At 69.2% G+C, this 25,213-nt stretch carries 21 protein-coding genes, 1 tRNA gene, 1 pseudogene and 1 riboswitch; of the genes and pseudogenes, 12 read left to right on the forward strand and 11 right to left on the reverse strand.

From position 1 onward, the window contains the following. Window positions 1-113: 113 nt before the first annotated feature. From ACQP1P_RS46135 to ACQP1P_RS46150, 4 genes are all read right to left on the reverse strand, one after another. Window positions 114-1,436: an NAD(P)/FAD-dependent oxidoreductase gene (locus ACQP1P_RS46135; RefSeq protein ID WP_433081462.1), complete on the reverse strand. Its 1,323-nt coding sequence runs from the start codon at window positions 1,434-1,436 to the stop codon at window positions 114-116. Window positions 1,437-1,529: 93 nt separating this feature from the next. Further along, window positions 1,530-2,039 (reverse strand): mycothiol transferase, encoded by a 510-nt coding sequence (locus tag ACQP1P_RS46140; RefSeq protein WP_433081464.1) that lies wholly within the window; start codon window positions 2,037-2,039, stop codon window positions 1,530-1,532. A 119-nt stretch (window positions 2,040-2,158) separates the two neighbouring features. Beyond that, window positions 2,159-3,520 carry a S53 family peptidase gene (locus ACQP1P_RS46145; protein WP_433081466.1) on the reverse strand — a complete coding sequence of 454 codons (1,362 nt, stop codon included), beginning with the start codon at window positions 3,518-3,520 and terminating at the stop codon, window positions 2,159-2,161. Between the two features lie 199 nt (window positions 3,521-3,719). Next, window positions 3,720-4,007, reverse strand: a complete 288-nt coding sequence (locus ACQP1P_RS46150; protein ID WP_433081468.1) for a hypothetical protein — start codon at window positions 4,005-4,007, stop codon at window positions 3,720-3,722. Window positions 4,008-4,192: 185 nt separating this feature from the next. Here ACQP1P_RS46150 and ACQP1P_RS46155 point away from each other — a divergent pair, with 185 nt between their 5' ends. After that, window positions 4,193-6,442: a S8 family serine peptidase gene (locus ACQP1P_RS46155; RefSeq protein WP_433081470.1), complete on the forward strand. Its 2,250-nt coding sequence runs from the start codon at window positions 4,193-4,195 to the stop codon at window positions 6,440-6,442. Window positions 6,443-6,548: 106 nt separating this feature from the next. On the opposite strand, the gene ACQP1P_RS46160 is transcribed toward ACQP1P_RS46155, so the two are convergent. Both ACQP1P_RS46160 and ACQP1P_RS46165 read right to left on the reverse strand, forming a co-directional pair. Continuing rightward, window positions 6,549-7,952, reverse strand: coding sequence for a GH25 family lysozyme (locus ACQP1P_RS46160; protein ID WP_433081472.1), 1,404 nt, complete (start codon window positions 7,950-7,952; stop codon window positions 6,549-6,551). A 491-nt stretch (window positions 7,953-8,443) separates the two neighbouring features. Continuing rightward, on the reverse strand, window positions 8,444-10,498 hold the full coding sequence (locus ACQP1P_RS46165; protein WP_433081474.1) for a PKD domain-containing protein: 2,055 nt from the start codon (window positions 10,496-10,498) through the stop codon (window positions 8,444-8,446). Window positions 10,499-10,969: 471 nt separating this feature from the next. On the opposite strand from ACQP1P_RS46165, the gene ACQP1P_RS46170 reads away from it, so the two are divergent. From ACQP1P_RS46170 to ACQP1P_RS46190, 5 genes and pseudogenes are all read left to right on the forward strand, one after another. After that, window positions 10,970-11,245 carry a type II toxin-antitoxin system Phd/YefM family antitoxin gene (locus tag ACQP1P_RS46170; protein ID WP_433081476.1) on the forward strand — a complete coding sequence of 92 codons (276 nt, stop codon included), beginning with the start codon at window positions 10,970-10,972 and terminating at the stop codon, window positions 11,243-11,245. Then, entirely contained in the window at window positions 11,242-11,496 is a 255-nt protein-coding gene (locus tag ACQP1P_RS46175) for a Txe/YoeB family addiction module toxin (RefSeq protein WP_433081478.1), read from the forward strand. Before ACQP1P_RS46170 ends, ACQP1P_RS46175 begins: the two co-directional genes overlap by 4 nt. Before the next feature lie 22 nt (window positions 11,497-11,518). After that, the gene (locus tag ACQP1P_RS46180; RefSeq protein ID WP_433090417.1) at window positions 11,519-12,892 is read left to right on the forward strand and encodes a replication initiator; all 1,374 of its coding nucleotides are present in this window, start codon (window positions 11,519-11,521) and stop codon (window positions 12,890-12,892) included. A 118-nt stretch (window positions 12,893-13,010) separates the two neighbouring features. After that, a pseudogene (locus ACQP1P_RS46185) lies at window positions 13,011-14,289 on the forward strand (tyrosine-type recombinase/integrase). Window positions 14,290-14,404: 115 nt separating this feature from the next. Further along, window positions 14,405-15,118 (forward strand): hypothetical protein, encoded by a 714-nt coding sequence (locus ACQP1P_RS46190; protein WP_433081480.1) that lies wholly within the window; start codon window positions 14,405-14,407, stop codon window positions 15,116-15,118. A 91-nt stretch (window positions 15,119-15,209) separates the two neighbouring features. On the opposite strand, the gene ACQP1P_RS46195 is transcribed toward ACQP1P_RS46190, so the two are convergent. Continuing rightward, window positions 15,210-15,281 (reverse strand) — tRNA-Lys (locus tag ACQP1P_RS46195). 136 nt (window positions 15,282-15,417) lie between these two features. Next, on the reverse strand, window positions 15,418-16,536 hold the full coding sequence (locus ACQP1P_RS46200; protein ID WP_433081482.1) for a glycoside hydrolase family 19 protein: 1,119 nt from the start codon (window positions 16,534-16,536) through the stop codon (window positions 15,418-15,420). A 248-nt stretch (window positions 16,537-16,784) separates the two neighbouring features. Next, a riboswitch (cyclic di-AMP (ydaO/yuaA leader) is annotated at window positions 16,785-16,935 on the forward strand. A 9-nt stretch (window positions 16,936-16,944) separates the two neighbouring features. On the opposite strand from ACQP1P_RS46200, the gene ACQP1P_RS46205 reads away from it, so the two are divergent. Further along, window positions 16,945-17,967, forward strand: coding sequence for a coiled-coil domain-containing protein (locus ACQP1P_RS46205; RefSeq protein ID WP_433081484.1), 1,023 nt, complete (start codon window positions 16,945-16,947; stop codon window positions 17,965-17,967). Window positions 17,968-18,039: 72 nt separating this feature from the next. After that, window positions 18,040-19,002: an exopolyphosphatase gene (locus ACQP1P_RS46210; RefSeq protein ID WP_433081486.1), complete on the forward strand. Its 963-nt coding sequence runs from the start codon at window positions 18,040-18,042 to the stop codon at window positions 19,000-19,002. Here the strand turns inward: ACQP1P_RS46210 and ACQP1P_RS46215 are convergent. Next, entirely contained in the window at window positions 18,999-20,060 is a 1,062-nt protein-coding gene (locus ACQP1P_RS46215) for an App1 family protein (protein WP_433090419.1), read from the reverse strand. The two genes, ACQP1P_RS46210 and ACQP1P_RS46215, sit on opposite strands and share 4 nt — an antisense overlap. 174 nt (window positions 20,061-20,234) lie before the next feature. Here ACQP1P_RS46215 and ACQP1P_RS46220 point away from each other — a divergent pair, with 174 nt between their 5' ends. The 4 genes from ACQP1P_RS46220 (at window position 20,235) to ACQP1P_RS46235 (ending at window position 23,374) form a co-directional block, all read left to right on the forward strand. Beyond that, window positions 20,235-21,806, forward strand: a complete 1,572-nt coding sequence (locus tag ACQP1P_RS46220) for an IS1634 family transposase (protein WP_433090421.1) — start codon at window positions 20,235-20,237, stop codon at window positions 21,804-21,806. A 154-nt stretch (window positions 21,807-21,960) separates the two neighbouring features. Further along, window positions 21,961-22,266: a hypothetical protein gene (locus ACQP1P_RS46225; protein WP_433081487.1), complete on the forward strand. Its 306-nt coding sequence runs from the start codon at window positions 21,961-21,963 to the stop codon at window positions 22,264-22,266. Window positions 22,267-22,311: 45 nt separating this feature from the next. Beyond that, window positions 22,312-22,584, forward strand: coding sequence for a hypothetical protein (locus ACQP1P_RS46230; RefSeq protein WP_433081489.1), 273 nt, complete (start codon window positions 22,312-22,314; stop codon window positions 22,582-22,584). A 67-nt stretch (window positions 22,585-22,651) separates the two neighbouring features. Then, window positions 22,652-23,374, forward strand: coding sequence for a hypothetical protein (locus tag ACQP1P_RS46235; protein WP_433081491.1), 723 nt, complete (start codon window positions 22,652-22,654; stop codon window positions 23,372-23,374). Here the strand turns inward: ACQP1P_RS46235 and ACQP1P_RS46240 are convergent. Next, complete coding sequence (locus tag ACQP1P_RS46240) at window positions 23,371-24,291, reverse strand: AAA family ATPase (RefSeq protein ID WP_433081493.1); 921 nt, start codon at window positions 24,289-24,291, stop codon at window positions 23,371-23,373. The genes ACQP1P_RS46235 and ACQP1P_RS46240 overlap by 4 nt on opposite strands. Further along, window positions 24,288-25,049 (reverse strand): RNA ligase family protein, encoded by a 762-nt coding sequence (locus ACQP1P_RS46245; protein ID WP_433081495.1) that lies wholly within the window; start codon window positions 25,047-25,049, stop codon window positions 24,288-24,290. Before ACQP1P_RS46245 ends, ACQP1P_RS46240 begins: the two co-directional genes overlap by 4 nt. Window positions 25,050-25,213: the final 164 nt, after the last annotated feature.

Below are 25,213 nucleotides of genomic sequence, written 5' to 3' on the forward strand. Positions count from 1 at the left end.
GCGGCAGCGGGCCGGCGGTGTGCTGCGGTGCTCAAAGGTGCGCCCCCGGGGTTGCCCCGGAGCGATCACGGCGAGCCGCGATCAGCTCGGGACGCGCTGCCACGCGGACAACCCTACGGCAACCGGTCCTGATACTCCTGCAGCGCTCGCCGCGCGAAGACCTGCTGATACGTGGCGACCCGCTCGGAGCGGCCGCGGCCGATGAAGCTCACGAACCAGTGCAGCACCGCGGTCACCCGGTTCTTGAACCCGACCAGGTAGAGCAGGTGGACCACGAGCCACAGCAGCCAGCCGAGCAGGCCCGCGAAGTGGAACTTGCCGACGCTGGCCACGGCCGAGAAGCGCGAGATGGTGGCGAGGCTGCCCTTGTCGAAGTACTTGAACGGCTGCCCGGTCGGCTCGCCCGCGAGACGCTTGCGGATCTGCCCGGCCGCGTGCCGGCCGCTCTGGATGGCCACCTGTGCCACCCCGGGCAGCTGCTCCAGCGACATCATGTCGCCGACCGCGTAGATCTCCGGGTGCCCGGGGACCGTGGTGTCGGGGTTGACCTTGAGCCGGCCGGCCCGGTCGGTCTCCGCCCCGGTCGCCTCGGCGATCTGCGTCGACAGCGCCGGCGCGGACACCCCGGCGGCCCAGATCTTCGTCGCCGACTCGATGCGCCGCCGCCCGTTGGCGGTCTCGACCTCGATGCCGGTCTCGTCCACGTCGACGACCTTGGTGCTCAGCTCCACCTCGACGCCGAGCTTGTGCAGCTGCCGCAGCGCCTGGGTCGACAGGTGGTCGCCGAACGTGGACAGGACGGTCGGCAGCGCGTCGACGAGGATGATGCGCGCCTGCCGCGGGTCGATGTTGTGGTACTGCCCCGGCAGGTGCCGGTGCGCGAGCTCGGCGATCTGCCCGGCCATCTCCACGCCGGTCGGGCCGGCGCCGACGACCACGAACGTGAGCAACCGCTCGATCACGGCCGGGTCGGTCTCGATCTCGGCCAGCTCGAAGGCGCCGAAGATCCGCCCGCGCAGCTCCAACGCGTCGTCGATGCTCTTCATGCCGGGCGCGAACTCGGCGAACCGGTTGTTGCCGAAGTAGGACTGCGAGGCGCCGGCGGCCACGATGAGCGAGTCGTAGTCGACGCTGTAGGCGACCCCGGGCGCGACCACGTCGACCCGCCGGGCCGCGGGATCGACGTGGGTCGCGGTGCCGAGCAGCGTCTTGACGTTGTCCTGCCGCTTGAGGATCTCGCGGATCGGCGGCGCGATCTCGCCCTCGGACAGGATGCCGGTCGCCACCTGGTACAGCAGCGGCTGGAACAGGTGGTAGGCGGTGCCGTTGATCAGGGTGATGTCGACCGGGGCGCCCTTGAGCGCCTTGGTCGCGAAGAGCCCCCCGAACCCGGCCCCGATGATGACCACCCGATGCCGCTGCGAACGCTCATCCATGTGCATCTCCCGATGGGTCAGTGGACCCTGCTATTCAAGTACACCACCGTTCCCGCCGCGGAGCGGTGTGTCCTGCACTACCTCGCGCCGGCCCTATTGCGGCAGGAGTCCGCGCACGTAGGCGGCCTGCCCGGCGTGCTGCACGGCGTCGTCGAGCACGCTCACGAGCCGCACCGCGAGCGACACCGGCGGGTCCCAGCGCTCGTCGACGATCTTGTCGAGCTCGTCCTCGTCGAGCCGCGCCACGAAGGCGCGGGTGCGGGCGTAGACCGCGTCGAAGTACTCCAGCAGCGCCTCCGGCGACTCCGGCCGCACCGCCTCGACCTCGTCCGGCGTGTGCCCGTAGCCGGTGTCGTGCGCGTGCGCCTCGAGCCCGAACCGCTTCGCGTGATCCCCGGTGACCCAGAGCTGCTCGGCCCCGTCCAGCAGGTCCGTGACGTGGTCGTCCTGCACCCGGGTGAGATGCCAGACGAGCCAGCCGATCGAGTTCGCCCCGGGCCGCGGCGCCCAGTGCAGCTGCTCGGCGCTCAGCCCCTCCACAGCCCCGCGCACCAGGTCGGGCAGGCGCCCGTAGCCCTCGGCCAGCAGTTCGTTCACGCGCATCGCTCAGCACTCCTTTCCGCGCTTGGTCACCTCGCACCCTTACCCATCCCGGCCCCGGCGATGCCTCGCCGGACATGCCAGTGGCCCCCGGCGAACCGGGGGCCACTGGAGAAGCGGCACTACAGGAAGGCCAGAGCCGGCACGAACTTGTTCGCGTCGATGGTGCCCCAGCCCGAGCTCAGGTCGTAGCCGGGCTTCGCGGGGAAGCCGGTCACGCCCTCGAAGCTGTTGTCGCCCGAGGTCACGTCCACCAGGCCGGTCGGCAGGTGGGTGTGGGTGCTGCCCGCGCCCAGCAGGTACAGGGCCGCGTTGATGTCGCCCAGGCGGCGGCCCGCCTGCTGGTCGGCGAGGGCCACGATGCCCGAGAAGATCGGGGTGGCCTCGCTGGTACCGCCGAAGATGTGCCACGGCGAGTCGGCGCCGACGAAGGTGTAGTACACCCACGCCCCGCCGTCGACCGCGGCGCTCATCGAGATGTCCGGCGTCCCGCGGTGGTTGCCCACCACGTTCTGCACGCCGGCCTGGAAGAGCGGGCGCGGGAAGACGTGCGAGAGCCCGCCGCCACCGGCCCCGTAGCCGTCGTTCCACACAACGTCGTTCGAGACGCGCTTGCCGCTGTTGTCGAGGTTGAGCTGCGTACCGCCGATCGAGGTCACCAGCGGGTCCGACGACGGCCAGGAGTTGACCGGGTAGGTGTAGAGGTCCTCACCGTTCGCCTGGTAGTCCGTGGCCCCGGCATCGCCCGAGGCGGCGAGCACCGTGACGCCGTGCAGCGCCGCGTCGGTGTAGGCGTACCGCAGCTTCTGGATGCTGCTGAAGTCGCCCTTGTCGAAGCCGGGGAACGTGTTCTCGGTCGCGCCGAAGCTCTGCGAGATCACGTCGCCGACGCCCTTGTCGATGAGCGCCTTCTCGGCGTCCATCATCTCGGGCAGGCCGGTGACCCCCTCGGTCTCGGCGACCGGCGTCTCCACGAGCACGATCTTGGCGTCGGGTGCGATGGCGTGCGCGTACTCGACGTCGAGCGTGGTCTCCTGGGCCCAGCCGACGTGATCGGCGTTGGCCGGGTCGAACGGGGGCACGTTGCCGGCCTTGACGATCTGGACGTTCGTGTTCGGCAGGCCGAACTGCGCGTCGAAGACCTCGAGGTCGTGCTGGATCGTCGGCGACCCGAACGAGTCGACGATGACGATGGTGCGGCCCTTGCCCGTGATACCGCGGGAGTACAGCGGGTTGAGGTTGTACGCCGTGCGGTACTGCAGCGGCGAGTAGCAGTGGATGCCGATCTGCGCGAGGCAGTCGGACGTGGACAGCGGGGCGGTCCGGGAGACCTTTTCGACATGCCCGGTGATCGCCGGACGGAGCTTGAACGCGGGCGCCGCGGCCGAGGCCGCCGCCGGCAGGGCCACCGCGGCGAAGCCGGCCACGGTGGTGGTCACGACCGTCGCGACGGCGGCCCGGGACACGATCGAGATGAGCTTCATCGACACCTCTCGAGCAAGGCCAAATTGGACCCGCCCATCGGACCCCGCTACGAGGCTGCCGCGCCATCGGCCGAACCCTATTCGTTACCCTTTCTCAACCCAGAGCCCCTTCCAAATGGGACATCTTCCCGGAATAATCCCGCCACCATCACGTAACGATGTCTGGTCGCTCCCAGTCAACTTCCAGCTACCGGCGGCGCTAGACGGGCGTTCCGTCCTCGGCCGAGACGACCTCGGCGATCGTGGCGAAGAAGGCGGCGATGCCCGGGCGGTTGGCCCCCTTGGCCCGGGACGCCTCGCGGTCCTCGGCCGAGGCCCAGTCGACGATGTCGAGCCACTCGCCGCCGGCGAGGCGCACGAGCCGGGCGCCGAGGAACCCGGTCCGGTCGGCCTCGAAGTCGGCCAGCATGCCGGGCCGGGCGGCGAGGAAGGCGTCGGTCTGCTCGGTCGCTACCCGCAGTCGGGTCAGTTCCACCATGGCGGTCATGACACAAGCTTGTCCTAGACTCCGGCACGGGTCGGGCAGTGCATCGGACAGTGCAATCGACATCGGCGGTTCTCCCGCGTTCGTCGTTGCCGCCGGTTTCGCTTCGCTACGATGAAGGCTCCCCCGTTTGGATCTTGGTCGCCGCTCGCGCTGCGGCCCGGTCCTTCGTCGGGAGGAGAGCAGCGTTGCTTCGGGAGACGGGCCGCTGGACCGCGCTGGTACTGGTCGCGGCCGCCGGTGGCGTCATGCTCGCATCGCCGGCCGAGGGCAGCATCCTCGGCGCGGCCGGTGACGGCATCGAGGGTTCATACGTCGTCACGTTGAAACGTGCCGGCTTCCAGGCGCAGAGCCGGAATCCGGTCCAGCGCAAGGCCGCGGTCAGCGCCGCGGCCGACTCGCTGGCCAGCCGGTACGGCGGCACGGTCGGCATGCGGTACAGCAGCGCCCTGCAGGGCTTCTCGGTCTCGGGTCTCGGGGACGAACAGGCCAAGCGGCTGGCCGGCGACGCATCGGTGGAATCGGTCGAACGTGACGTCCGGTTCGGCCCGAAGGAACGGCCCGGCGGCCAGGACGCCCGGGCGGAGGGCACGCAGCCGTACCCGCTGTACTGGAACCTGGACCGCATCGACCAGCGGGCGGGTTCGAGCTATTCCTACACCTATCCGAACCAGGCGCCGTCGGTGCATGCCTATGTCGTGGACTCCGGCGTCGACAAGTACAACTGGGACTTCGGCGGCCGCGTCACGTGGGGGCGCAATTTCGTCGACCGGGTGGCGCGGCCGTTCGACCCGTACGGCCGCAACCAGAGCGGCAACAACAGCAACGACCCCAGCGTCCTGAACGACTGCGAGGGGCGAGGGACGTTCGCCGCCGGTGTGCTCGGCGGCGCGCAGTACGGCGTGGCCAAGAACGTACAGATCACCGCCGTGCGCGTGGCCGACTGTTACGGCGCCGGCTTCATCTCGGAGATCGTCGCCGGCATCGACTACGTCACGTACTACGCGGTGAAGCCCGCGGTAGCGAACTTCGGTATCGGCGGCGACATCATCAGCCCGTCGATCGACAATGCCCTGCGGTACTCGATCGAGGCCGGCATCACCTGGACGGTCGGCGCCGACGACGACTACGAATACGATCCGGGCGGCAATGCCTGTTACCACTCGCCCAGCAGCGTGCGGACGGCACTGGTTGTCGGGGCCTCGGATGTGTACGACAACCGGCCCGCCTGGGCGGATTACGGGCCGTGCGTCACGATGTTCGCCCCCGGCGTCTGGATCAATTTCACCACCGGCTCCAGAGACGGCACGGCGATGGCCGCGCCGCATGTCGCCGGGGCCGCGGCGATGATTCTCGAGGCGCACCCGGGCTACAGCCCGGATCAGGTCCGCCAAGCGCTCCTGCAGAGCTCCACCGTCGGCGCGGTGAAGAATCCCGGCCCGGGCAGCCCGAACCGCCTGCTCTTCGTGCGTCAGGAGGACCCGCCGCTGCTCGGCTCGCGGGTCAAGGGCCTGTACAACCCTCGCTTCGGCACCTCGGAGGCGTACGCGAGAGCGAAGGACTCCAATCACATCGCCTACGCAACCTGGACCGACGAATGGACGGGGTGGACCGATCTCGGCGGCGACAGCACGGACGATCCGGCGCCGCTGTACAACCCGCGATTCGGTACCACCGAGGTCTACACGCGCCTGTCCAACGGCCACGTCGCGTACCGGTACTACTCCAGCGGCTGGGCGGACTGGATCGATCTGGGCGGCGACATCGTCGGCTCACCGGCGGCGCTGTACAACCCGCGATTCGGCACCACCGAGGTCTACGCGCGGACCACGGACGGGCACCTGAAGTACCGCTACTTCTCCAACGGCTGGTCGGAGTGGTACGACCTGGGCGGCGGCGCCGCGAGCGATCCGGCGCTGCTGTACAACCCGAAGTACGGCACCACGGAGGCGTACGTCCGCGGCGTCGACGGGCATGTGCGGTATCGCTACTACCTCGACGGATGGGCCGACTGGATCGATCTGCAGGGCGCCGTCACGGGCAATCCACAGGTCATCTTCAACCCGAAGTACGGCACGACCGAGGTGTACGCGCGAACCACGAACGACACGCTCGCCTACCGCTACTACCTCGGCGGCTGGGCCGGCTGGATCGATCTGGGCGGCGCGCTGAACGACAGCCCCGGGCTCGTCTACAACCCGAAGAGCGGCACCACGGAGGCCTACGTCCGCACAGCGTCGTCCCAGGTCGAATACGTCTACTACCTCGGCGCCTGGTCGGGCTGGAACCAACTCGGCGGCAGCACCGCAGTCGCTCCCTCGGTCGTCTACAACGCCAAATTCGGCACGACCGAGCTGTACACCCGCACCGCGGATTTCCACGGCAACGTCAGCTACTACGCCGGCGGCTGGCAGCCCTGGAGCGACATCTCCGCATAGCTGTCGAGCTCCGAGAGCCCTGGCCCCGGTGCGAGACCTCCGGGTCCTGGGCGGCGCAGACGCGGAAAAGGGGGCCGCCGGGCCCCCTTTTCCGATGAGCGGGGCATCAGCCGATCTTGGTGAACTTCTCCCAGTCGCCGATCGCGGTGCGGTTCGCGGTGAGCTTGCCGCCGTTGTTCATGTCCGCCGTGACGTACGTGCCGTTGGCCCCGGCCAGGATGCTCGTGCTGCCGTCGGGGTTGGTGACCAGCTTGAACCGCTCCCACGCGCCGACCACCGCGCGGTTCGCCACCAGCAGCCCGCCCTTGGTCAGCTCGGCCGTCACGTACGCCGAGTTCGCGTGCGCGCGCAGCGCCACGTCGCCGTCGCCGAGGTCGATGACGTCGTACTGCTCCCAGGCCCCCACCGCGTCCCGGTTCCCGGTCATCGTGGCCTTGTTGTTGAGATCCGCGGTGACGATCTTGCCGTTGACGTTCGCGCGGAGGCTGACCAGCGCCGGCAGCGGGACCTTGGTGAACTTCTCCCACGCGCCGACCGCCGACCGGTTCGCCACCAGCTGGCCGCCGTTGTTCAGGTCGGCGGTCACGTACCTGCCGTTGGCCCCCGCGAACAGGCTGATCGTGCCGTCGGCGTTGTCGCCGACCGTGAACTTCTCCCACGCCCCGACCGCGCTGCGGTTGGCGACCAGCCGGCCCCCGTTGGTGAGGTCCGCGGTCACGTACAGCCCGTTGGAGCGCGAGCGCAGCGCGATGTCACCGTTGCCGGCGCTCAGCACGTCGTACCGCTCCCACAGCCCGATCGCGTCACGGCTCGCGGCCAGCGTGGCCGAGCGGGTGAGGTCGGTGCTGACGTACCGGCCGTTCGCGTTCGCCCGCAACTCCACCGGCGGCCCTTCCGCCGGCACGTCCCCGGCGAGCTTGGTCAGGGCCGCATAGTCGCCGTTGACCACGTTGCGGTCATACGTCCCGGCCGAGTTGTTCCCGCCCGCGTACTGCCAGATCGCGTACGACGTCCAGCCGCTGGGCATCACCCGCGGCCCCGTCGTGGACCCGAAGTCGGCCACATCGAGGGGGTTGGCGCCGAACTCGGTGGAGTTGCCCGTGCACGGGTTCCACCAGTTCGGGTTCGTGTAGATCATCATGTCCCGGCCGATACGAGCCTTCACCCGGTCGGTGAAGCCACGAATCCACGCGACCATCGCCTCCGGCGTCAGGTTCCAGCAATCCGGAAGCTTGAGCGACGGATACGGCCACTCCAGGTCCAGGAACGGCACCAGCGTCTGAGAGTTATTGACCCACTCCGCACGGTCGAGGAAATAGTTCGCCTGCCCCACCGGATCACCCAGATCCGGCCGGGCGAACGCGTAGGCGCCGGTGAGAATGCCGGCCCCCTTCGCGGACGTGTAATCGGCATGAAAGTACGGATTCGTGTAGTACGTGCCCTCCGTCGCCTTCACATAGGCGAACCGGACACCGCCCGCGGCCACCCCGGGCCAGTCGATCTGATGCACGGAATGGTCATGGCTGGAAACGTCGATACCCAGCTGCGAATAGCCCGAAGGCACCGTGGTCACGGCCGCGGCCGCGCCGGTGACGGCGTTCGCGCGCACACCCGGCGGACTCCCGGCGTGAGCGTATCCGCCACCGTCATCCGACGACTGCGCCGAGGCGCCCACCAACCCGAGCGGCAGCAGGCCGCAGGCGACGAGAAACGTGGCCGCGGCCAGCCTGGACACCGGGAATCGTAACGGCATGCCCGAGAATGTACGCACGAATACGAAACCGCGTGACCCCGGGGAACCCAACACCACCGATTCCGAACGCCGATCGCCGGGACACCCGAGGCGGGAATGGCCGAAAGAACGACGACGGGGTGAGCACATCGGACGAACGGTGCCATCCAATGCGCCGATTGCTCCCCGACGCCGCCCGAAATGCGGCGCGACGTCCCCGCCACCGAGGTCGATCACGCCGACGCATCGGCCAGCCCCGTCGAGTCCTCTCAGGAGGGCAGGCCCTGAAACTTCTCCCATGGGCCGACCGCGGTCCGGTTGGCAATGAGCGGCTGCATGCCGCCGGCCTCCGCGGTGACGTACTTGCCGTTCACGCTCGCCACCAGCGACCGCGTGCCGTCCTCCGGGTTGACGACGATCTTGAACTTCTCCCACGCCCCGATCGCAGTACGGTTGGCGATCAGCGGCTGATTGCCGGCCGCCTCAGCGGTGACGAAGCGGTAGTCGGCGTGGGCAAAGAACGCGACCTGCCCGCTGCCGGCGTCGATGAGGTCGTACGTCTCCCATGAGCCGACCTGCGTGCGATTCGCGATCAGTGCGCCGCGGCCGCCGTTCTCGGCACAGACGAAGCCCCTGACCACCGACGACCACGACACGTTCGTGGCGACCGTTCCGGCGAACCGCTCCCACGGCCCGATCGCGTCGCGGTCCGTCGTGAGCACCCCGTCGTAGTTCGAGCTCACGAACTTCCCGCTCGATCTGTCCCGGAGGCTGAGCGCGCCGTCGGTCCCGACCACGAGCTGGAACGGGTGCGCCTGGTCGGCCGTCGCCATCAGCTTCCCGTCGATGGTCGCGGGAGCCACGAACAGACCGGTGACCGCGGAGTGCAGCGCGACGTCCCCGCCACCGAGGTCGACCATGTCGAACTGCTCCCATTCGCCGGCCGCGGTGCGGTTGGCGACCAACGGCTTGCCGCCGCGGGCCTCCGCACTGACGTACCGCAGGCTGCTCAGCGCCAGCAGCGACAGCTTCCGGGTCGAGGTCTGCGCCTGGACCTGTTTGCCGACGACGGCGGTCCGCCCGTCGGCGTCGGCGACGGTCAGCGTGACCGTGTACGTGCCGACCGCCCGGTAGGTGTGCCGCACGCGCGTGGAGGAGGTGATGGTCGTGCCGTCGCCGGTGTCCAGCGTGAAGGAGGTGAGGCGGGCCAGCCCGGCGCGGGAGACGCCCGGATCGAGCTCGAACGTGTTGGGCGCTCCGTCGATGGGCGTGACGGTGAAGTCCGCCGCCGGCCCCGCCGGGGCGGCGACGTCGACGAAGACCGCTCGCGCGGGAATGCGGTCGATCTTGACGGCCGGTCCCGTCGCGCCGGTGGCCGGGTCGAACGGCACCATCAAGCCGGACGTGCCGTCGTCGGCGGCGATGAACGCCCGCCGGCCGTCCGGCGCGACGGCGACCGTGTGGGCGTGCGCGCCGACCGGCACCGTCGCCGCCACCGCGTTGGTGGCCGTGTCGATGACGGCGACCGAGTTCGCCTCGTAACTGCTGACGTAGGCTCGCGCACCGTCCGGCGCCATCGCCACGTCCAGCGGCCGGGCGCCGACGGCTATGGTGGCGGTGACCGCGTTCGTCGCGAGGTCGAGGACCGAAACGGTGTTGTCGCCGAGATTCGCGACATACGCGTGCTTGCCGTCCGGCGTGACGGCGATCGCCCTCGACTGGCTGCCGACCTGGATGGTCGCGGTGACCGTGTTCGTCGCGGTGTCGACCACGGCCACGTTGCCGTGCGGGTTCGTATAGGTCTCAGCGGCGACGACGTAGGCGTGCCTGCCGTCCGGGGCAACCGCGACGTCCTTGGGGTTCTGGCCCACCACGACGCTGGCGATCACCTTGTAGCCGGTGACGTCGACGACGGCCAGGGACTTGTCCGAGTCGTCGGCAATATAGGCGCGGTCGCCGCCCGGCGTGAGCGCGACGCTCAGGTCGCCGCTGCCGACCCGGGGGACGGTGGTGATGATCCTGCTCCGGGCGACGTCGACCACGTTGAGCCCCGACGTGTTGTTGGCGACATAGGCCAGACCCCTGCCCGGGTCGACGGCGATTCGGCCGACGCTGAAGGGCTGCGGCGCACCGCCCGTGTCGCCGATCGTGTTGATGTCCTTGCCGGTCGCGGCGTCGACCACCGTCGCGAGGCCGGAGCCGGAACCGCCGACGTAGACGACCTGCCTGGAGCCCGCCGCGGCGGCCGCCGGGGCGACGACGACAACCAATGCGGTGGCGGCGCCGACCGTCGCCGCGAGCCCGGCGGAGAGAAGCTTCTGCACAGCGGCATTCTGCAAGACCAACTGCAAGCCCGGCGTCCCAGGGCGCATGTACGGACAGATCCGGCACGGACCGCTGGACTCAGCCACCGCCGCGGCAGCCAACGTGACTCACACCTTTTCGCGAGTCACGCACACCCCGCCGAAGCGTCGGGAACTGCGCAAACATCACGGCGCGAGCAGCCGCCGAGCAACACCTGCGGCCCAAACGGACAAAAACCCATGGAATGCAATTGATGATGTCAAATGATGCCTGGTGGGCCGCCAGAGACTCGAACCTGAACCTACGGAGTCAGGGCAGCGGGGTTCCGTGAAGCCGGATTCGTTGCCGCACAACGGTTCCAACTTGGACGGGTCCGGCTCGGTGTGATCGGTTGCTGTACTTTGCTGCTGCACTTTGGAGCCGCGCACATGGCTGCCCACGAGGTCACCGGCGTTGTACAATTTTCTGTACGTCAGCGCCAAGGGGGACCGATGCGTACTGTCAGCTATTCGGAGGTTCGGCAGAACCTCGCCAAAGTCCTGGACCAGGTCGTCGACGATGCAGAGGAAGTCGTGGTTACCCGCTCCGGCCACGAGGCCGCGGTTATCATCTCCCTCCGCGAGTACGAGTCCTTGAAGGAGACGGCCTACCTGATGGCCAGTCCTGCCAACGCCCGCCGCCTCAATGAGGCGATCGAGGAGCTGCGCGCGGGCGGCGGCGAGGTCCGTGACCTGGTCGACCCAGACAGCAGCACGGAAGCGGCGTGAAGATCCAGTTCGCCTCCCGCGGCTGGGAGGATTACCTGAGCTGGCAGCAGAACCGCCAAATGCTCCGCCGGGTCAACCAGCTGATCGAGGACATCCGCCGCAACGGCCACGAGGGCATCGGCAAGCCAGAGCAGCTGCGCGGCAACTGGGCCGGATTCTGGTCCCGTCGCATCGACCAGGAACACCGCCTCGTGTACCGAATCGTCGACGACGTGGTGCAGATTGCCCAGTGCCGCTACCACTACGAGTAGCGCTCCCCGCTAGCCCCTCCGCATACCCGTCGTAGGTCGGGGAGGTCGACGGCGCCATCCGCGAGGTGGAGGAAGCGGTCGCGGCCGAGGGTCTGCGGGGCAGCGTCGCCCCTCCCCACGACAAGCCCACCGAGCCGAAGCGGCAGCGCTCCACGAAGCGGCGCCAGGGCGCCCCGGACCTACCGCGCCAGAGGGTCGATCCGCCACCATCGGCCGGACCTACACCGCCCCGGACGGCACCGAGTACCGGCCCTCGATGTGGCTGACCGTAACCCTGGACTCATACGGCCCCGTACGACCGGACGGCTCCCCGGTCGACCCGACCACCTACGACTACCGCCGGGCGGCCTGGGACGCGATCACCTTCCCGCGGCTGCTCGATCGGTTCTGGCAGAACCTGCGCCGCTGCGTCGGCTGGAACGTCCAATACGCCGGATGCGTGGAACCGCAGCGGCGGCTCGCCCCGCACGCCCACTTCGCCATTCGCGGCACCATCCCCCGCGCGGTGCTTCGACAGGTCGTGGCCGCGACCTACCACCAAGTGTGGTGGCCGAAAGCCGAGGAACTGTCCTGCCGACCGGTCTGGGACGCCGACGCCGAAACCTGGTGCGACAGCGCCACCGGCAACCCGCTGATCGACTGGGACACCGCAGTCGACGCGATCGACGACGAGCCGGCCCACGTCACCCGGTTCGGCGCCCAGGTCCGCGCCGAGGGCGTCAACGCCAACGATCGGGACGTCGACCGGACCATCGGCTACATCACGAAGTACATCACCAAGTCGGCTGCCGACTGCCACACCGTGACCACCGACCGGCAGCGCGACCATCTGGAACGGTTCTGGCGTGAGCTGCTGGTGACGCCGTGCTCGGAGCGGTGCGCGAACTGGCTGCTCTACGGCATCCAGCCGAAGAACGCGCACGCTCGGCTCCGGCCCGGCAACTGCAAAGGGCGAGTACACCAGCGCTCCACGCTCGGGATAGGTGGCCGGCGCATTCCCGTCTCGCGCGACTGGTCGGGCAAGACTCTGGCCGATCACCGCTACGACGCCCGCGCTTGGGTCCAAGCGCTCCTTGGCGTCTCCGACGGCGACACCGCCGCCGACCCCGAGTCGCTGGCGCCCGTCGCGTGGGAGCTCGCGCGGCCCAACGATCCGGACCTACCGCCTATGCGGCACCGACTGCTGCGCGCGCTGGCCCAGCGCATCCAGTGGCGCAACGCGCTCAACGCCGCCCGGGACCGCGCGGCCCAGTACGACAGCACGACGGTTCTTTCGGCAACTGGCGACGACGGGGGAGGAATCGCAGCACGAGTGAACGGTCATCGGCATTCGCACCCAAGTGGCTGTCGCCGGCGCAGGTGGCGCTGTTGCTCGGGTTCGGCATCTCGAAGGTGAAGATGAAGATCGCGACAGGCGAGCCGCGATCGGTCAAGGACGGCAAGTACCGCCGGATTCTGCCCGAGTGGGTGGACGAGTACATCCGGGACCAGATCGAGCGGCAGGAGGCGGCCTGATGGCGAGTCGCGCGCGGGCTAATGGAGAGGGCTCGATCTACCCGTACCGGAATGGTTTCGCCGCCTACGTCTGGGTGACCAAGCCGGACGGCAAGCGCGGCCGGAAGTACGTGTACGGCAAGACGCGGGACGACGTCCACGAGAAGTGGATCAAGTTGCACGCCAAGGCGAACGACGGCCCGGTGGCGACGAAGACGCCCACGATCGGCTCGTACGCGGCGTACTGGTTGGAGGAGATCGTCAAGCCCAATCTCGCGCCGGGCACGTACGTGGCGTACGAGGTGGCGTGTCGGCTGTACATCGTTCCGGGTCTCGGCAGAAAGAAGCTCAACGTGCCGTCGCGGGACGTGCAGACGTGGATCAACGAGGTCGCTCGGACCTGCCAGTGCTGCGCACAGGGGCGCGACGCCCGTCGGCCGAAGAACAAGCGGCGCTGCTGCGCGGTTGGCCGATGCTGCCGGTCGTTGTTGTCGCCGGTGTCGCTCGCGCACATCCGGCGGACGCTGCGATCGATGCTCGGACAGGCGATGGTCGAGGATTCGGCAACTCGAAACGTGGCGAAGCACCTGCGGCTCCCGGGCGGCGCGGCCGGTCCGGCGGAGCTCGTGGAGCACGGACGAGGCACGTCGGTTTCTGGAGTCGGCGCGGGCAGACGGAGATCCGCTGTACGCCGCCTACGTCCTGGTCCTCGTGCTCGGGCTCCGCAAGGGCGAGATGCTGGGCCTCACCGACGACGCGATCGACTGCGCCGGCTGGGACCGGCGCTGCAAGGCGCACCGGGCGGCGTTCTGTGTTGAGTGCGTGGCGGAGTACGACGTTGCGCTCCGAATCGATCGGCAACTCCAGCGGATCGGTTCGGAGCTGCTGCACCGGGAGACGAAGACCATTACGTCCGACGCCAGGCTTCCGCTGCCACCGATCTGTGCGGTGGCCGTTCGGCAACGCCACCTTGACGTGGAGCGGGACAGCACGGAGGCTGGCGATCTGTGGCACGGGCTGCGCCTGCTGTTCACAACCCGGTTCGGCACGCCGATTGAGCCGAGGAACTTCAACCGGTACTGGGACCGGCGCTGCTACGCGGCCGGCGTCCCCCGCATCACGGTCCGGGACGCCCGCCGCACTTGCGGTTCTCTGCTGGCAGACCTGGATGTCCATCCGCGGGTGGCAATGCAGATTCTGCGGCACGCCAAGTTCTCGATCACGATGGAGGTCTACACGAACGTCTCCTCCAAGAAGACCCGCGATGCCCTTAGGCGACTGTCTGCAAGCCTTGCCTAACCCAAGTGGGTCTCAAGGCGCGCATGGATCCATCCGGCTTCTCCTTCGGGGGCTAATTCCTAGCGGACACCCCCACCAGGACGTACGATTCGCCGGTCATTCCAAGAGGGGGAAGATGATGCGCGACCAAACGCAGATCCTGGCCTACGCCGATCTTCTAGCTAAGAGGTTGTCCCAGGACATGAAGTGGGTCGCGCGAGACGGTGCGTACACGGGCGGCTACTGGCAAGCCGATGACAACGCTGCGCTCCATCGAATCGAAGCACGGGCGACAAGTGTCCTGGAGTTCCTTCGACGCTACGCGGGCGAGGACAGTTATTGGACCCGACGTGCGTTCGACATCTTCCAGAGCAAGGGCGGCAACGTCTCAAGCGAAACAGGCGCACGCGCCATCGGTGAACTGTTGCACGCGTGGGCAGACCAAGTAGATGCAGGGGTCATCGAAATCGTCGGCACCCGTGAGTGGGCAGAGGCCGGGGTAGTTAGCACCGACGTGATGAGTCAGGTCCGCCGGTTGAATGAGGATAGAGACAATCACCCGGCCGCAGCGATTGTGCTCTGCGGCGCGGCGCTAGAGATCGCTCTTCGGGCTCTAGCCGATGCACGAAATGTGGCGCGACCGCCAAAGGCCACGATAAGCGTTCTGAGCGGCGCCCTTCGCCAAGCCGGCATCCTCACAGTGCAAGACGTCAAGGACATCGAGGCGCTAGGTGGTGTGCGGAACCTGGCTGCACACGGAGACTTCGACCAGCTCAGTGCCGACCGTGCAGGGCTGATGGAGCAACACACCAACCTCTTGCTGCGACGGCTGGCAGACCTACATCCGTAGCTGAGACCCCCGCTGCTGTACTTTGCAGCTGTATGCGGTCCGAAACGGTGAAGCCGGCGCCATCGGCACCGGCTCTGACCTCGACGTCCAGTGGGCCGCCAGGGACTCGAACCCTGAACCTACGGATTAAAAGTCCGCAGCTCTGCCATTGAGCTAGCAGCCCGCGCCCAACAGGGTACCCTGCCCGCCCCCTCGACACCGCGCGCGTTTCCCGAGCCCCGCCGACCAGGCCCGAAAACGCCCGCCGGCGGCCCCCCACACCCCTGGGAGGGCCGCCGCCGGGTTCGGAGGGGAAACGATCAGCAGGACAGCGAGCCGGCCCCCGTGCCCGTGCCCAGGATCGACACGAAGCGCTGGTACGCCGCCACGCGGCTCTGGACCTGCGCCGGGTTGCGGCCGCCGCACTCCAGGCTGCCGTTGATGCTCCGGATCGTCTCGCCGAAGCCGGCGCCGTTGACGATCGCGTTGTGCGGGGTCATGGTGCCGGGGCCGCTCTGGGTGTTCCAGTACCAGAGCGCGGTCTTCCAGGCGACGGCCGAATCGGTCTGCACGAGGTTCGGGTTGTGCAGCAGGTCGATGCCGAGCGCGTCGCCCGCGGCCTTGTAGTTGAAGTTCCACGACAGCTGGATCGGGCCGCGGCCGTAGTACGCCGACTGGCCGGCCGGGCAGCCGTAGGACTGGCTCGTGTCGCAGTAGTGCGGGTAGTTCGCGGTGTTCTGCTCCACGACGTACACCAGGCCGCCGGTCTCGTGGTTCACGTTGGCCAGGAACGCGGCCGCCTCCTGCTTGCGCACGTCGTCCGAGCCGGTCCTCGCGAAGCCGGGGTACGCCGACAGCGCCGCCACCAGGCCCGAGTAGGTGTAGAAGGAGTTCCGGCCCGGGAACATCTGGTTGAACTGCGCCTCGCTGACCACGAAGGAGCCGTTGGAGGGGGGCGGAGTCGTGCCGCCGCCGCCACCGCCGCCGGTGCCCGAGCAGGTGTACGGGTCCCAGAACCAGGTGCTGATCACGGGGCTGTAGCCGGGGTTGTCGTGTTCGGCGATGTAGAACTTGCCGTCCGTGAACTTCACGATGTCGCCGGTCACGTAGTTGCGGCCCTGCACCCACGCCGGGAAGTTGCAGCCGCCGGCCGAGCCGGTCTGGGGCGGCTGGGTCGTCGGCGAACCGCCGCCACCGCCGCAGGAGCCCTGGTCCTGCCACACCCCGGTGTTCCCGGGGGGCGCCTCGTTCTGCGTCCACCACTTGGCGAGGTAGTTGTGGCCGTTGCGGGAGACCGTCGCGCCTCCGGTGTAGACCGCGGAGGCCTGCCACGCGGGGCTGCACGACGCGGCCGAGGCGGGCAGCATGTTGAACACCGCGACCACCCCGCCCGCGATGGTCACCGCGGCGAGCATCGCCAGCAGGCGGACTCTCGACACCGTTGATCACTCCTTCTGAACCAGCCGATTGACCAGCCCATATGACCAGGAGCGGCGGCTCGGAGGAGCGAACGTCATCTTTTTATGAAGAATATTTACGGTTGCCTTGAGGCCCGGGCGCGGCGAGTGATCTGCATCACTTGTTCCAGGTCGAAAAGATCTCCACACAAACGGTGCGGTGCGCAAAAGAAGCGCCCTGGGTACAGTGACCCACGGTCACGTCCAGCAGGCGCCGCCCCCGGTGCCGGGCGGGGCTGCCGCCCAATCGCCGCACGTGGCGAGCCGGGGACCCACCGTTACGTTGGGGTGAGTCCGCCCTTCCTCCGATCGGAGGGGCGGTAGGGATCGTTCCGTCCCGAACCCGTCAGCTAACTCGGTCGGCGGCCGACGGAAGGAACAACGAACCAGATGTCATCGCGACATCCCTACCGGCGCATGATGGTCGCGCTGCTGGCGGCTCTGGTAGTCGGGGGGCTCGCCGCCACGCCCGCCGCGGCCGAGCCCGGCGGCGACACCGGCGACGAGGGGTCCAGCGCGAACCCGACCCTGGGCTCCGTGCTCGAGGACAGCACCCGCGCCTGGTCCGAGGCGAAGGAGAAGTTCGACGCCTCGGTCAAGCGCCAGGGCGAGCTCACCGCGCAGCTGCAGGCGACCGAGGCCCAGCTGGCCACGGTCCAGGAGCAGGTGGCCGCGATCGCCGTCGCGGCCTACCGCACCGGCCCGCTGACGACGTTCGCCGCGCTGATGGACGCCGGCACCCCGGACAGCTTCGCCGAGCGGGCCGACACCATCAACCAGATCGCCCACCACAACGACAACCTGCTGCACGAGCTCAAGGGGCTCAAGGAGAGCCAGGCCGCGCAGAAGAAGGCGCTCGAGGACGAGGTCGCCGCGCAGCAGCAGCAGGTCCAGACGATGGAGCAGAAGAAGAAGGACGCGGAGACCGCCCTGAAGCTGGCCGGCGGGCCGAGCAAGGGCTTCGTCACGGCGAACCTGCCGACCGCCGACCCGGTGCCGCGCACGTCCAGCGGCGGGCTGCCGAAGGAGTCGTGCAGCGTCAAGGACCCGACGACCACCGGCTGCATCACCCCGCGCATGCTCCACGCGATGCAGGAGGCGCAGAAGGACGGCTTCAAGCGGTTCGTCGCGTGCTTCCGGCCGAGCGGGCCCTACGAGCACCCCAAGGGCCGGGCGTGCGACTTCTCGGTCCAGACGAAGAACGGATTCGGTGGCGTGGCCTCCGGTGACGACTACGTCTACGGCAGCACGCTGGCCGCGTACTTCGTGAAGAACGCGAACCAGCTCGGCGTCATGTACGTCATCTGGTTCAAGGAGATCTGGACCCCGGCGGTGGGCTGGCACCATTACAGCGGCGTCGCCGGCGACCCCTCCAGTGACCACACGAATCACGTGCACCTGTCGATCCTGTAATCCTCAAACGCGCGACCGGCCGGCCGATGGGGTACCCGTCGACCGGCCGTTTCCGTCGCAGGGGGAATAGCAGTGAAGTACCGTCTCGTGACCCGCAGCGACTTCGACGGACTCGTCTGCGCGGTCCTGCTGCGGCACCTCGACCTCATCGGCGACATCACGTTCGTGCACCCGAAGGACGTGCAGGACGGCGCGGTGGAGGTCGGGCCGACGGACATCCTCACGAACCTGCCGTACGCCCCCGGCGCCCACCTGGTCTTCGATCACCATCACTCCGAGACGCTCAGAGCGGCCAAACTCCAGCATGGGCAGGCGACCAATCACGTCATCGACGCGGAGGCCCCGTCGGCGGCCCGGGTGATCTACGACCACTACGGCGGCGCCGAGCGCTTCCCGCGGGTCTCCGAAGAGCTCATGGTCGCCGTGGACCGGGCCGACTCCGCGCAGTACGACATCACCGAGATCCTGCAGCCGACCGGCTGGACGTTGCTGAACTTCCTGATGGACAGCCGCACCGGGCTGGGCCGCTTCCGCCAGTTCCGCATCTCCAACTACCAGCTCATGATGCAGCTCATCGACGCGTGCATCGACCACCAGGACGTCGAGGAGATCCTGGCCCTGCCGGACGTGGCCGAGCGGGCCGAGCTGTTCCGGGATCAGCAGGACCTCTTCGTGGACCAGCTGCGCCGGGTGTCGCACGTGCACGGCGACGTGGTCGTGGTCGACCTGCGCGACGAGGAGACGATCTACGCCGGGAACCGCTTCATGGTGTACGCGCTCTTCCCCGAGGCCCGCGTCTCGATCCACGTCATCTGGGGCAAGCAGAAGCTCAACACGGTCTTCGCGGTCGGCAAGTCGATCCTGGACCGCACGTCCCCGACGGACATCGGGTCGGTCATGCTGCAGTACGGCGGCGGCGGCCACCTCGCCGCCGGCACCTGCCAGGTCCCGCACGACCAGGCCGAGCAGGTGCTGCACGACCTGATCGAGAAGGTCGGCGCGCCGATGAGCTCAACGGCGGCGCGAAAGCACTAGAGGATCTCGGTGTCCCGCAGCAGGCGCCACAGGCCGGCCCCGTCCGGGGCGCTCAGCCAGCGCCGGTCGTTGGGCGGGAAGCGCCGCGGGCTGCCGGCCACGCCCGGGAACGCGCCGGCCAGCACCGCCTGCGTGGGCGAGAGGTGCCGGATCGCGACCGCGGCGATGCTGTCCGGGTGCTCCGCGGCGAACTCGGCGTAGATCTCCGGGTCGTGCTGGCCGTCGTCGCCGACGAGCAGCCACCGGATGTCGGGGAACTCCTGGGCGAGCCGCGACAGCGAGGCCTGCTTGTGCGCCTGGCCGCTGCGGAAGAACCGGTCCGGCTGGGGCCCCCAGTCGGTGAGCAGCAGCGGCCCGGCCGGGTAGAGGTGCCGGGACAGGAACCGCGTCAGGGTCGCCGCCACGTTCCAGGCGCCGGTGGACAGGTAGAAGACGGGCGCGCCCGGGTTGGCGTTGACCAGCCGCTCGTACAGCACCGCCATCCCCGGTACCGACGCCCGGGCGTGCTCATCGAGCACGAAGGTGTTCCACGCGGCCAGCAGCGGCCGCGGCAGCGTGGTGATCATGACCGTGTCGTCGACGTCGGAGACGATCCCGAAGCGGGTGGCGACGGGGTCGATGATCCGGATCGGCGCCTCGACGGGCGCGCTGTCCTCGCACTGCAGCGTCACCGTGCCCCACCCGCCGGGCAGGTCGGCCTCGACCACGAAGTCGATGAACCCGCCCCGATCGCAGCGCACCTCGCTGGTGCGCCCGCCGACCTCGATGCGCACGAGCGCGTTGCTGACCGACACGGCGGTGAACGAGCGCCAGCCGCGCAGCTTCTTCAGGCGCTTGCCGGGCCTCGGGTCGATGCGGGCCAGCAACACCCGGCCGAGGACCCGCACCCAGCCCGGCCTGGTCTCGGTCGCGGCCGAGCCGTAGCCCGTGTAGGCGGTGACGGCAACCTTCCAGCCCCGCCGACGCAGCCGCCGCTCCAGGAGGCCGTGGAAGGCGTCCTCGATGCGCGCCGCCCGGTGCAGCGGCAGTGGCGCGCTGGTCGGAGAGCTGGGGGTCAGGGACACTGTCCCACCCTGCCACACGCCCGCCACCCCTGCACCCGGCTAGCCCCGTGTTCCGCACTTGGGGCGGGGTGGGTCGGCGTGGCGGGTTGATTGCTGTCGGTGGCGCGTGTAGCACCCTTCGTTGTGGACAGGCGACGTGTTCGGTATGGGGCGCCGAGTGTGGAGAAGATGCTGGGCGCTCTGCCCGTGGTGGCGGATTTCAGCCGCCGGTTGCGGCTGCGGGAGATTGTTGACGCATCGTGCCCGATGCGGGAAGTGTCCACTGTGGAGGTCACTCATGGTCAGGTGATCGAAGCGTTGGTAGCTAACAGATTGACGTCACCGGCGCCGCTGCTGCATGTCCGGGATTGGGCTACGGCGTGGGCGGTGCCGGAGGTGTTCGGGGTCCCCGCGGACGCACTCAACGACGACCGGGTCGGGCGGGCGCTGGACGCCCTCGCCGACCATCTTGACCACCTTGTCGGGTCCGTCGGGGCGGCGGCGATCGACGCGTTCGGTCTCGACGTGACCCGGATGCACTGGGACATGACCTCGATCTCGTTGCACGGCACCTACGCCGAGGCCGAGGAAGGGCTACCGCTGCCGAGGTTCGGCCACCCGAAGGACCGCCGCCCGGACCTCAAACAGATCCAGACCGGGATCGCGGTGTCCGGCGACGGCGGGGTACCGGTGTTCCACCAGGCCTTCGACGGCGGCGCCGGGGAGGTGTCCCAGGTGATACCGGCGATGCAGGCGCTGCAGGCCCTGGCCGGCCCGGCCCGGCTGTTGATGATCGGCGACTCGAAGCTGATCTCGTACCCGAACCTGGCCGCCATGGACCGGGCGGGTGTCACGTTCATCGCCCCGGCGTCCAAGCAGTACGTGCCGGCCGAGGTCCTGGCCGCCCAGCAACTGTCCGACACGGTCGAGGTCGACTACGTCGCCGCCCGCGACGCCGGCAAGGGCCCCGACCAGCGGGGCCGCTGGCACGTCCGCGACGACGTCATGACCCTGCCCGGCCCCCGCAAACGCGACCCCGTCCTGACCCTGCGGCGGGTGTTCGTGCACTCCTCCGCCCGCGCCCAGGCCGCGGCCACCGCCCGGGCCAAGAAACTCGACCGGGCCCGCGACGACCTCGACCGGCTCACCCGTGGGCTGGGCAGCCGCCACTACCCCGACCAGGCAGCCGTCACCGCCCGCGTCCAGGCCATCGCCCGGGACCGCCGCGTCGGCGCCTACCTGCGCATCCACATCAGCACCGACGAACACGGAAAACCCACCCTGACCTGGACCTTCGACCAGACCGCCATCGACGCCGACGCCGCCGGCGACGGCTGGTATGCCCTGCTGAGCAACCTCGACCCGACCGAAGCCGACGCCGCCGAGATCCTGCGCCGCTACAAAGGCCAGGAAGCCGTCGAACGCCGCTACCAGGCGTTCAAAGGCCCCCTCGCCGTCGCGCCCCTGTTCGTCAAGAACAACCGCCGCATCGCCGCGATGATCACCGTCATCTGCCTGGCCCTGCTCATCTTCTGCCTCGTCGAACGCGCCGTGCGACGAGCGATCGCCCCCGCGGAGAAACTCGACGGTCTCTACGCCGGCCGGCCAGCCAAGCCCACCAGCCGACTCATCTTCGAAGCCCTCCAACACCTCCGGATCATCCCCGGCCACGGCAACAACCCCCACGTCATCCCACAACCACCCCCGCTACCAGCCCAACTCCTCAACCTCCTCAACGTCGACCCACTCCAACCGACCTAACCCCAACCCCACCCAAGTGCGGAACACGGGGCTAGCCGATCAACCCAACGTGACCAGTAGGCGACGGTGGCATGAAACCGTGATCCGGAACCGTCGCGGCACTTCTAGCGTGAGTGTCATCAGGAACACACTGACAGCGCACAGGAGGTGCGAGATGGCTACCACATTCGAGGCCGTTCGGGCCGAGGCGCTGTTCGCCTCGGATCTGCAGGGCTCGCAGACCCCGGCGCGCGGCGAGATCCGCATGGCGATCGCGGCGACGCTGCGCCGCATGGGCGTGCAGGGTTGCGCGGCCCGGGTCGCGAGCGAGTTCGGCGATCACCCGGAGACCGCCGTCGCCCGCATGGCGTGGGCGCTGGCGCAGGTCCGGGCGACCTACCCGGCCGAGGGCTCCAAGACGCTGCGCGCGATCGGCACCCTGCGCCGGCCGGGCGCGGTCATCCGTACGGTAGCCGCCTGACCTGCGCCTGCATGAAATGTGCCGCGGAGGGGCAGTACCACGGCCATGCAGGAACTGCACGTCACCATCGACCCGGCCCACGCCGACCCCGCCGTCCAGCGGCTGCAGGAGCCGCTGGAGGCGCAGCTGACGTCGGCGCTGCAGCGCGCCGCCGAGGTCATCGAGCACGACTATCACGGCGAGTCCGTGGACGAGGTGAGCCACCGGCTCCTCGAGATCGCCCGCGCGAGCCTCCACCCCGACATCGCCGACGCCTGGCTGCCCGACGAGCACGAGCTGCGCCGGGCCGCCCAGGCGATCGTGAGGGATTTTCACTGATTGCCCCGATCGTGCAACCTGCCCGCCCCACACTGTCTCCAGAGCCGCACCAACCCAGGAGGACAGCGTGGAGCAGCACAAACTCACGATCGACATGAACGAGGCCACGATCGACCAGCTGCGCGACCACCACTTCGCGCTCTTCGGGCTCCACGCGATCGCCACCTCGGCTAGCGGCGCGCCGACGATCTGGCTCTCCGCCCACTACCTCGAGCGGCACCTCGAGATCACGTGGAACGAGACGTACTCGATGTACACCACCCGCCAGACCCCGCACGCGCCCAGCACCAAGATCGTCGCCACCCACAACTACCCGGCCCCGCTGGGCAGCGTGCTGACCGTCGCGGGCAACGACGGCGCCGGCATCGTGACCCCGGGCGGCCCGGCCGGGCACATGGAGATCGACAACACGGGCCGGGCCGAGCTCGGCGCCGGGCTGTGCATCCACGACTCGCACGGGATGTACCAGCCGATGGGCGTCTTCGACCTGATCGACGTGGACCTGTTCCAGCCGATCCCGAAGGTCGCCTTCTTCTTCTCGCCGATCCCGCACATGGCCGGCGAGATCGCGACCCGCTCGCTCGGCCCCGGCGTGCTGCTGGACTACCAGATGTCGAACAACGGGTCGCTGTCGATCGAGTACGACATCCACGACGGCTGGGCCACGAACAACCGGCCCTACGCGCGCGCCATCGCCGCCAACGAGCCGCTCAACCCGCTCCTGCTGATCCGCTCGTCGGCCCTGCAGGCCCTCGCGATGCAGCGCCAGCGGTCGGCCACCCGCGGCTAGAGATTGCTGATCCAGCGGACCGAGTGCGCCTCGGTCGGGTCGGGCGGCTCCCAGCGGCCGGCCATCCGGTCGATCACGGCCGGCGGCACGACCCGCGCCCGCGCCCGGTTGCGCCGGTGCACGACGTCCGGCGGGGCCTCGACGCTGATCACCTCGACCCGCGCGCCGTAGTCCGCGGCCACCCCGATGGCCCGCGACCGCAGCGCGCGGGTCACATTGGTGGCGTTCCAGACGTACGGGGAGCCGGCGCGCAGGTGCTCCTTCGCCCGCGCGTACGCCGCGGCCACCACCGGCCCCTGGTCCTGCGTGGGGCGCACGCCCAGCTCGTCGCGCAGGTCGTCGAGGCTCACGACGGGCACGCCGGGCCGGTTGGCCGCGACCCAGTGGTCCTTGCCGGAGCCGGGCAGTCCGGACATCACGGTCACGGTGCACCGGGTGTCGTCGAAGGCGGCGTAGTCCGGGTCCCGCCCCGGGGTCCGGAAATACTCGAACCGCGCATGGTCGGAGGAGAAGCCGCGCTCCGCCGCGAAACACCCCAGGCCGCAGGTGTACTCGCTGAAGAGCGCGATCGCCGCGAGCCGCCCCGGATCTCCGTCCGCCGCGGCCCTCGCCAGCAGCGCCAGCTCGTCGTTGCGGGCCAGCAGGCTCACCCGGAAGGCCGCGCGGTCGAGGTCGGGATGCTCCAGCGCGTCGAACGGCAGGCGTTGGAAGCGCACGAGCGCCGCGACATGCTCCCGCCAGGCGATCGGCGCCCCGAGCTCCCACAGCAGCTTCCGGGCGGCGTGCTCGCCGCGGTGCAGGAGCGCGGCCGCGCAGTACAACCGCTGCTGTTGCTCCGGCGGACTGCCGCGGAACTCCTCCGAGCGCTCGAGCGCCTCGGTGATCGGGGTCGGTTCCAGGCGCTCCCGGAGATTCACGCCCGGACCCGGTTGGCCACGATCGGGCGGTCCTGCCAGTGGCTGCCCGAGTCCAGGATCGCCGTGTGGAAGCTCGGCCGCACCCACTTGTAGCGGCCCAGCACCGTGCCGGCGTCCTCGAGCTTGAGGTACAACCCCTCCATCTCCTCGGCCATGTCGGTCTCGCGCACGACCTGGTCCGGGTCGGCGCCCCCGGTCACGGCCGCCTCGCGCAGCGCGTCCCGCCAGCCGCCGGTGCGGCAGGTCGACGGGCCGACGAGCTTGGTCAGCGCCGCGAGGTCGGGGAACACGTCCTCGGCCAGCACCGGCACCGAGGCGATGCCGAGCCCGTCGAGCAGTTCCCGCCGGCGGGGCGTGGACAGAAACGTTTCGGATTGACGGTCGTAGACGTCGAACTCGCAGAAGTGATGCGGTAGCGCGTCATAGAACACGGTGTGTTTCGCGTACAACCACTCGCCGTACAGGATGAAGCGCGCGCGCAACACGGGCCACAGTCCGTATCGGATGCCGGCCGCCCACGCCTTGAACGGGGCGAACTGCTTCTCGCGCGGGCCGCCCGACAGATAGTGGCCGCGCGACTGCAGCCGCAGCGTGCCGTCGGCATCGAAGCTGATCGCGGCGTTCGCCCCGTCGAGCTTCTCCTCCACCACCAGCGCCCGCCCGGCCAGCTCGGCAAACGGCACCTGGGCGAGGTCGTGGTCCCCGGGCTGCAGCCGCGAACCCTGCAGGTGCGGCGTCCGAGGGTACTTGCGCAGCATCACACCGTTGTACCGGAGCCCGCCGGTTGCCCGACATCGGTTTTCGTCGGGTGTTGGAAAGGGTGTTGCCGCTTCCGCGCGGCGGGCCGGGCCGAAAGCATCGGCGTGACATTGTTTGACCCGAATCAGCTGGCCACTGCACAGATTTGGGCAGATTGGGAGGG

Origin of the sequence: Dactylosporangium sp. CA-052675 (genome assembly GCF_050947935.1) — a bacterium.
GTDB lineage: Bacteria > Actinomycetota > Actinomycetes > Mycobacteriales > Micromonosporaceae > Dactylosporangium.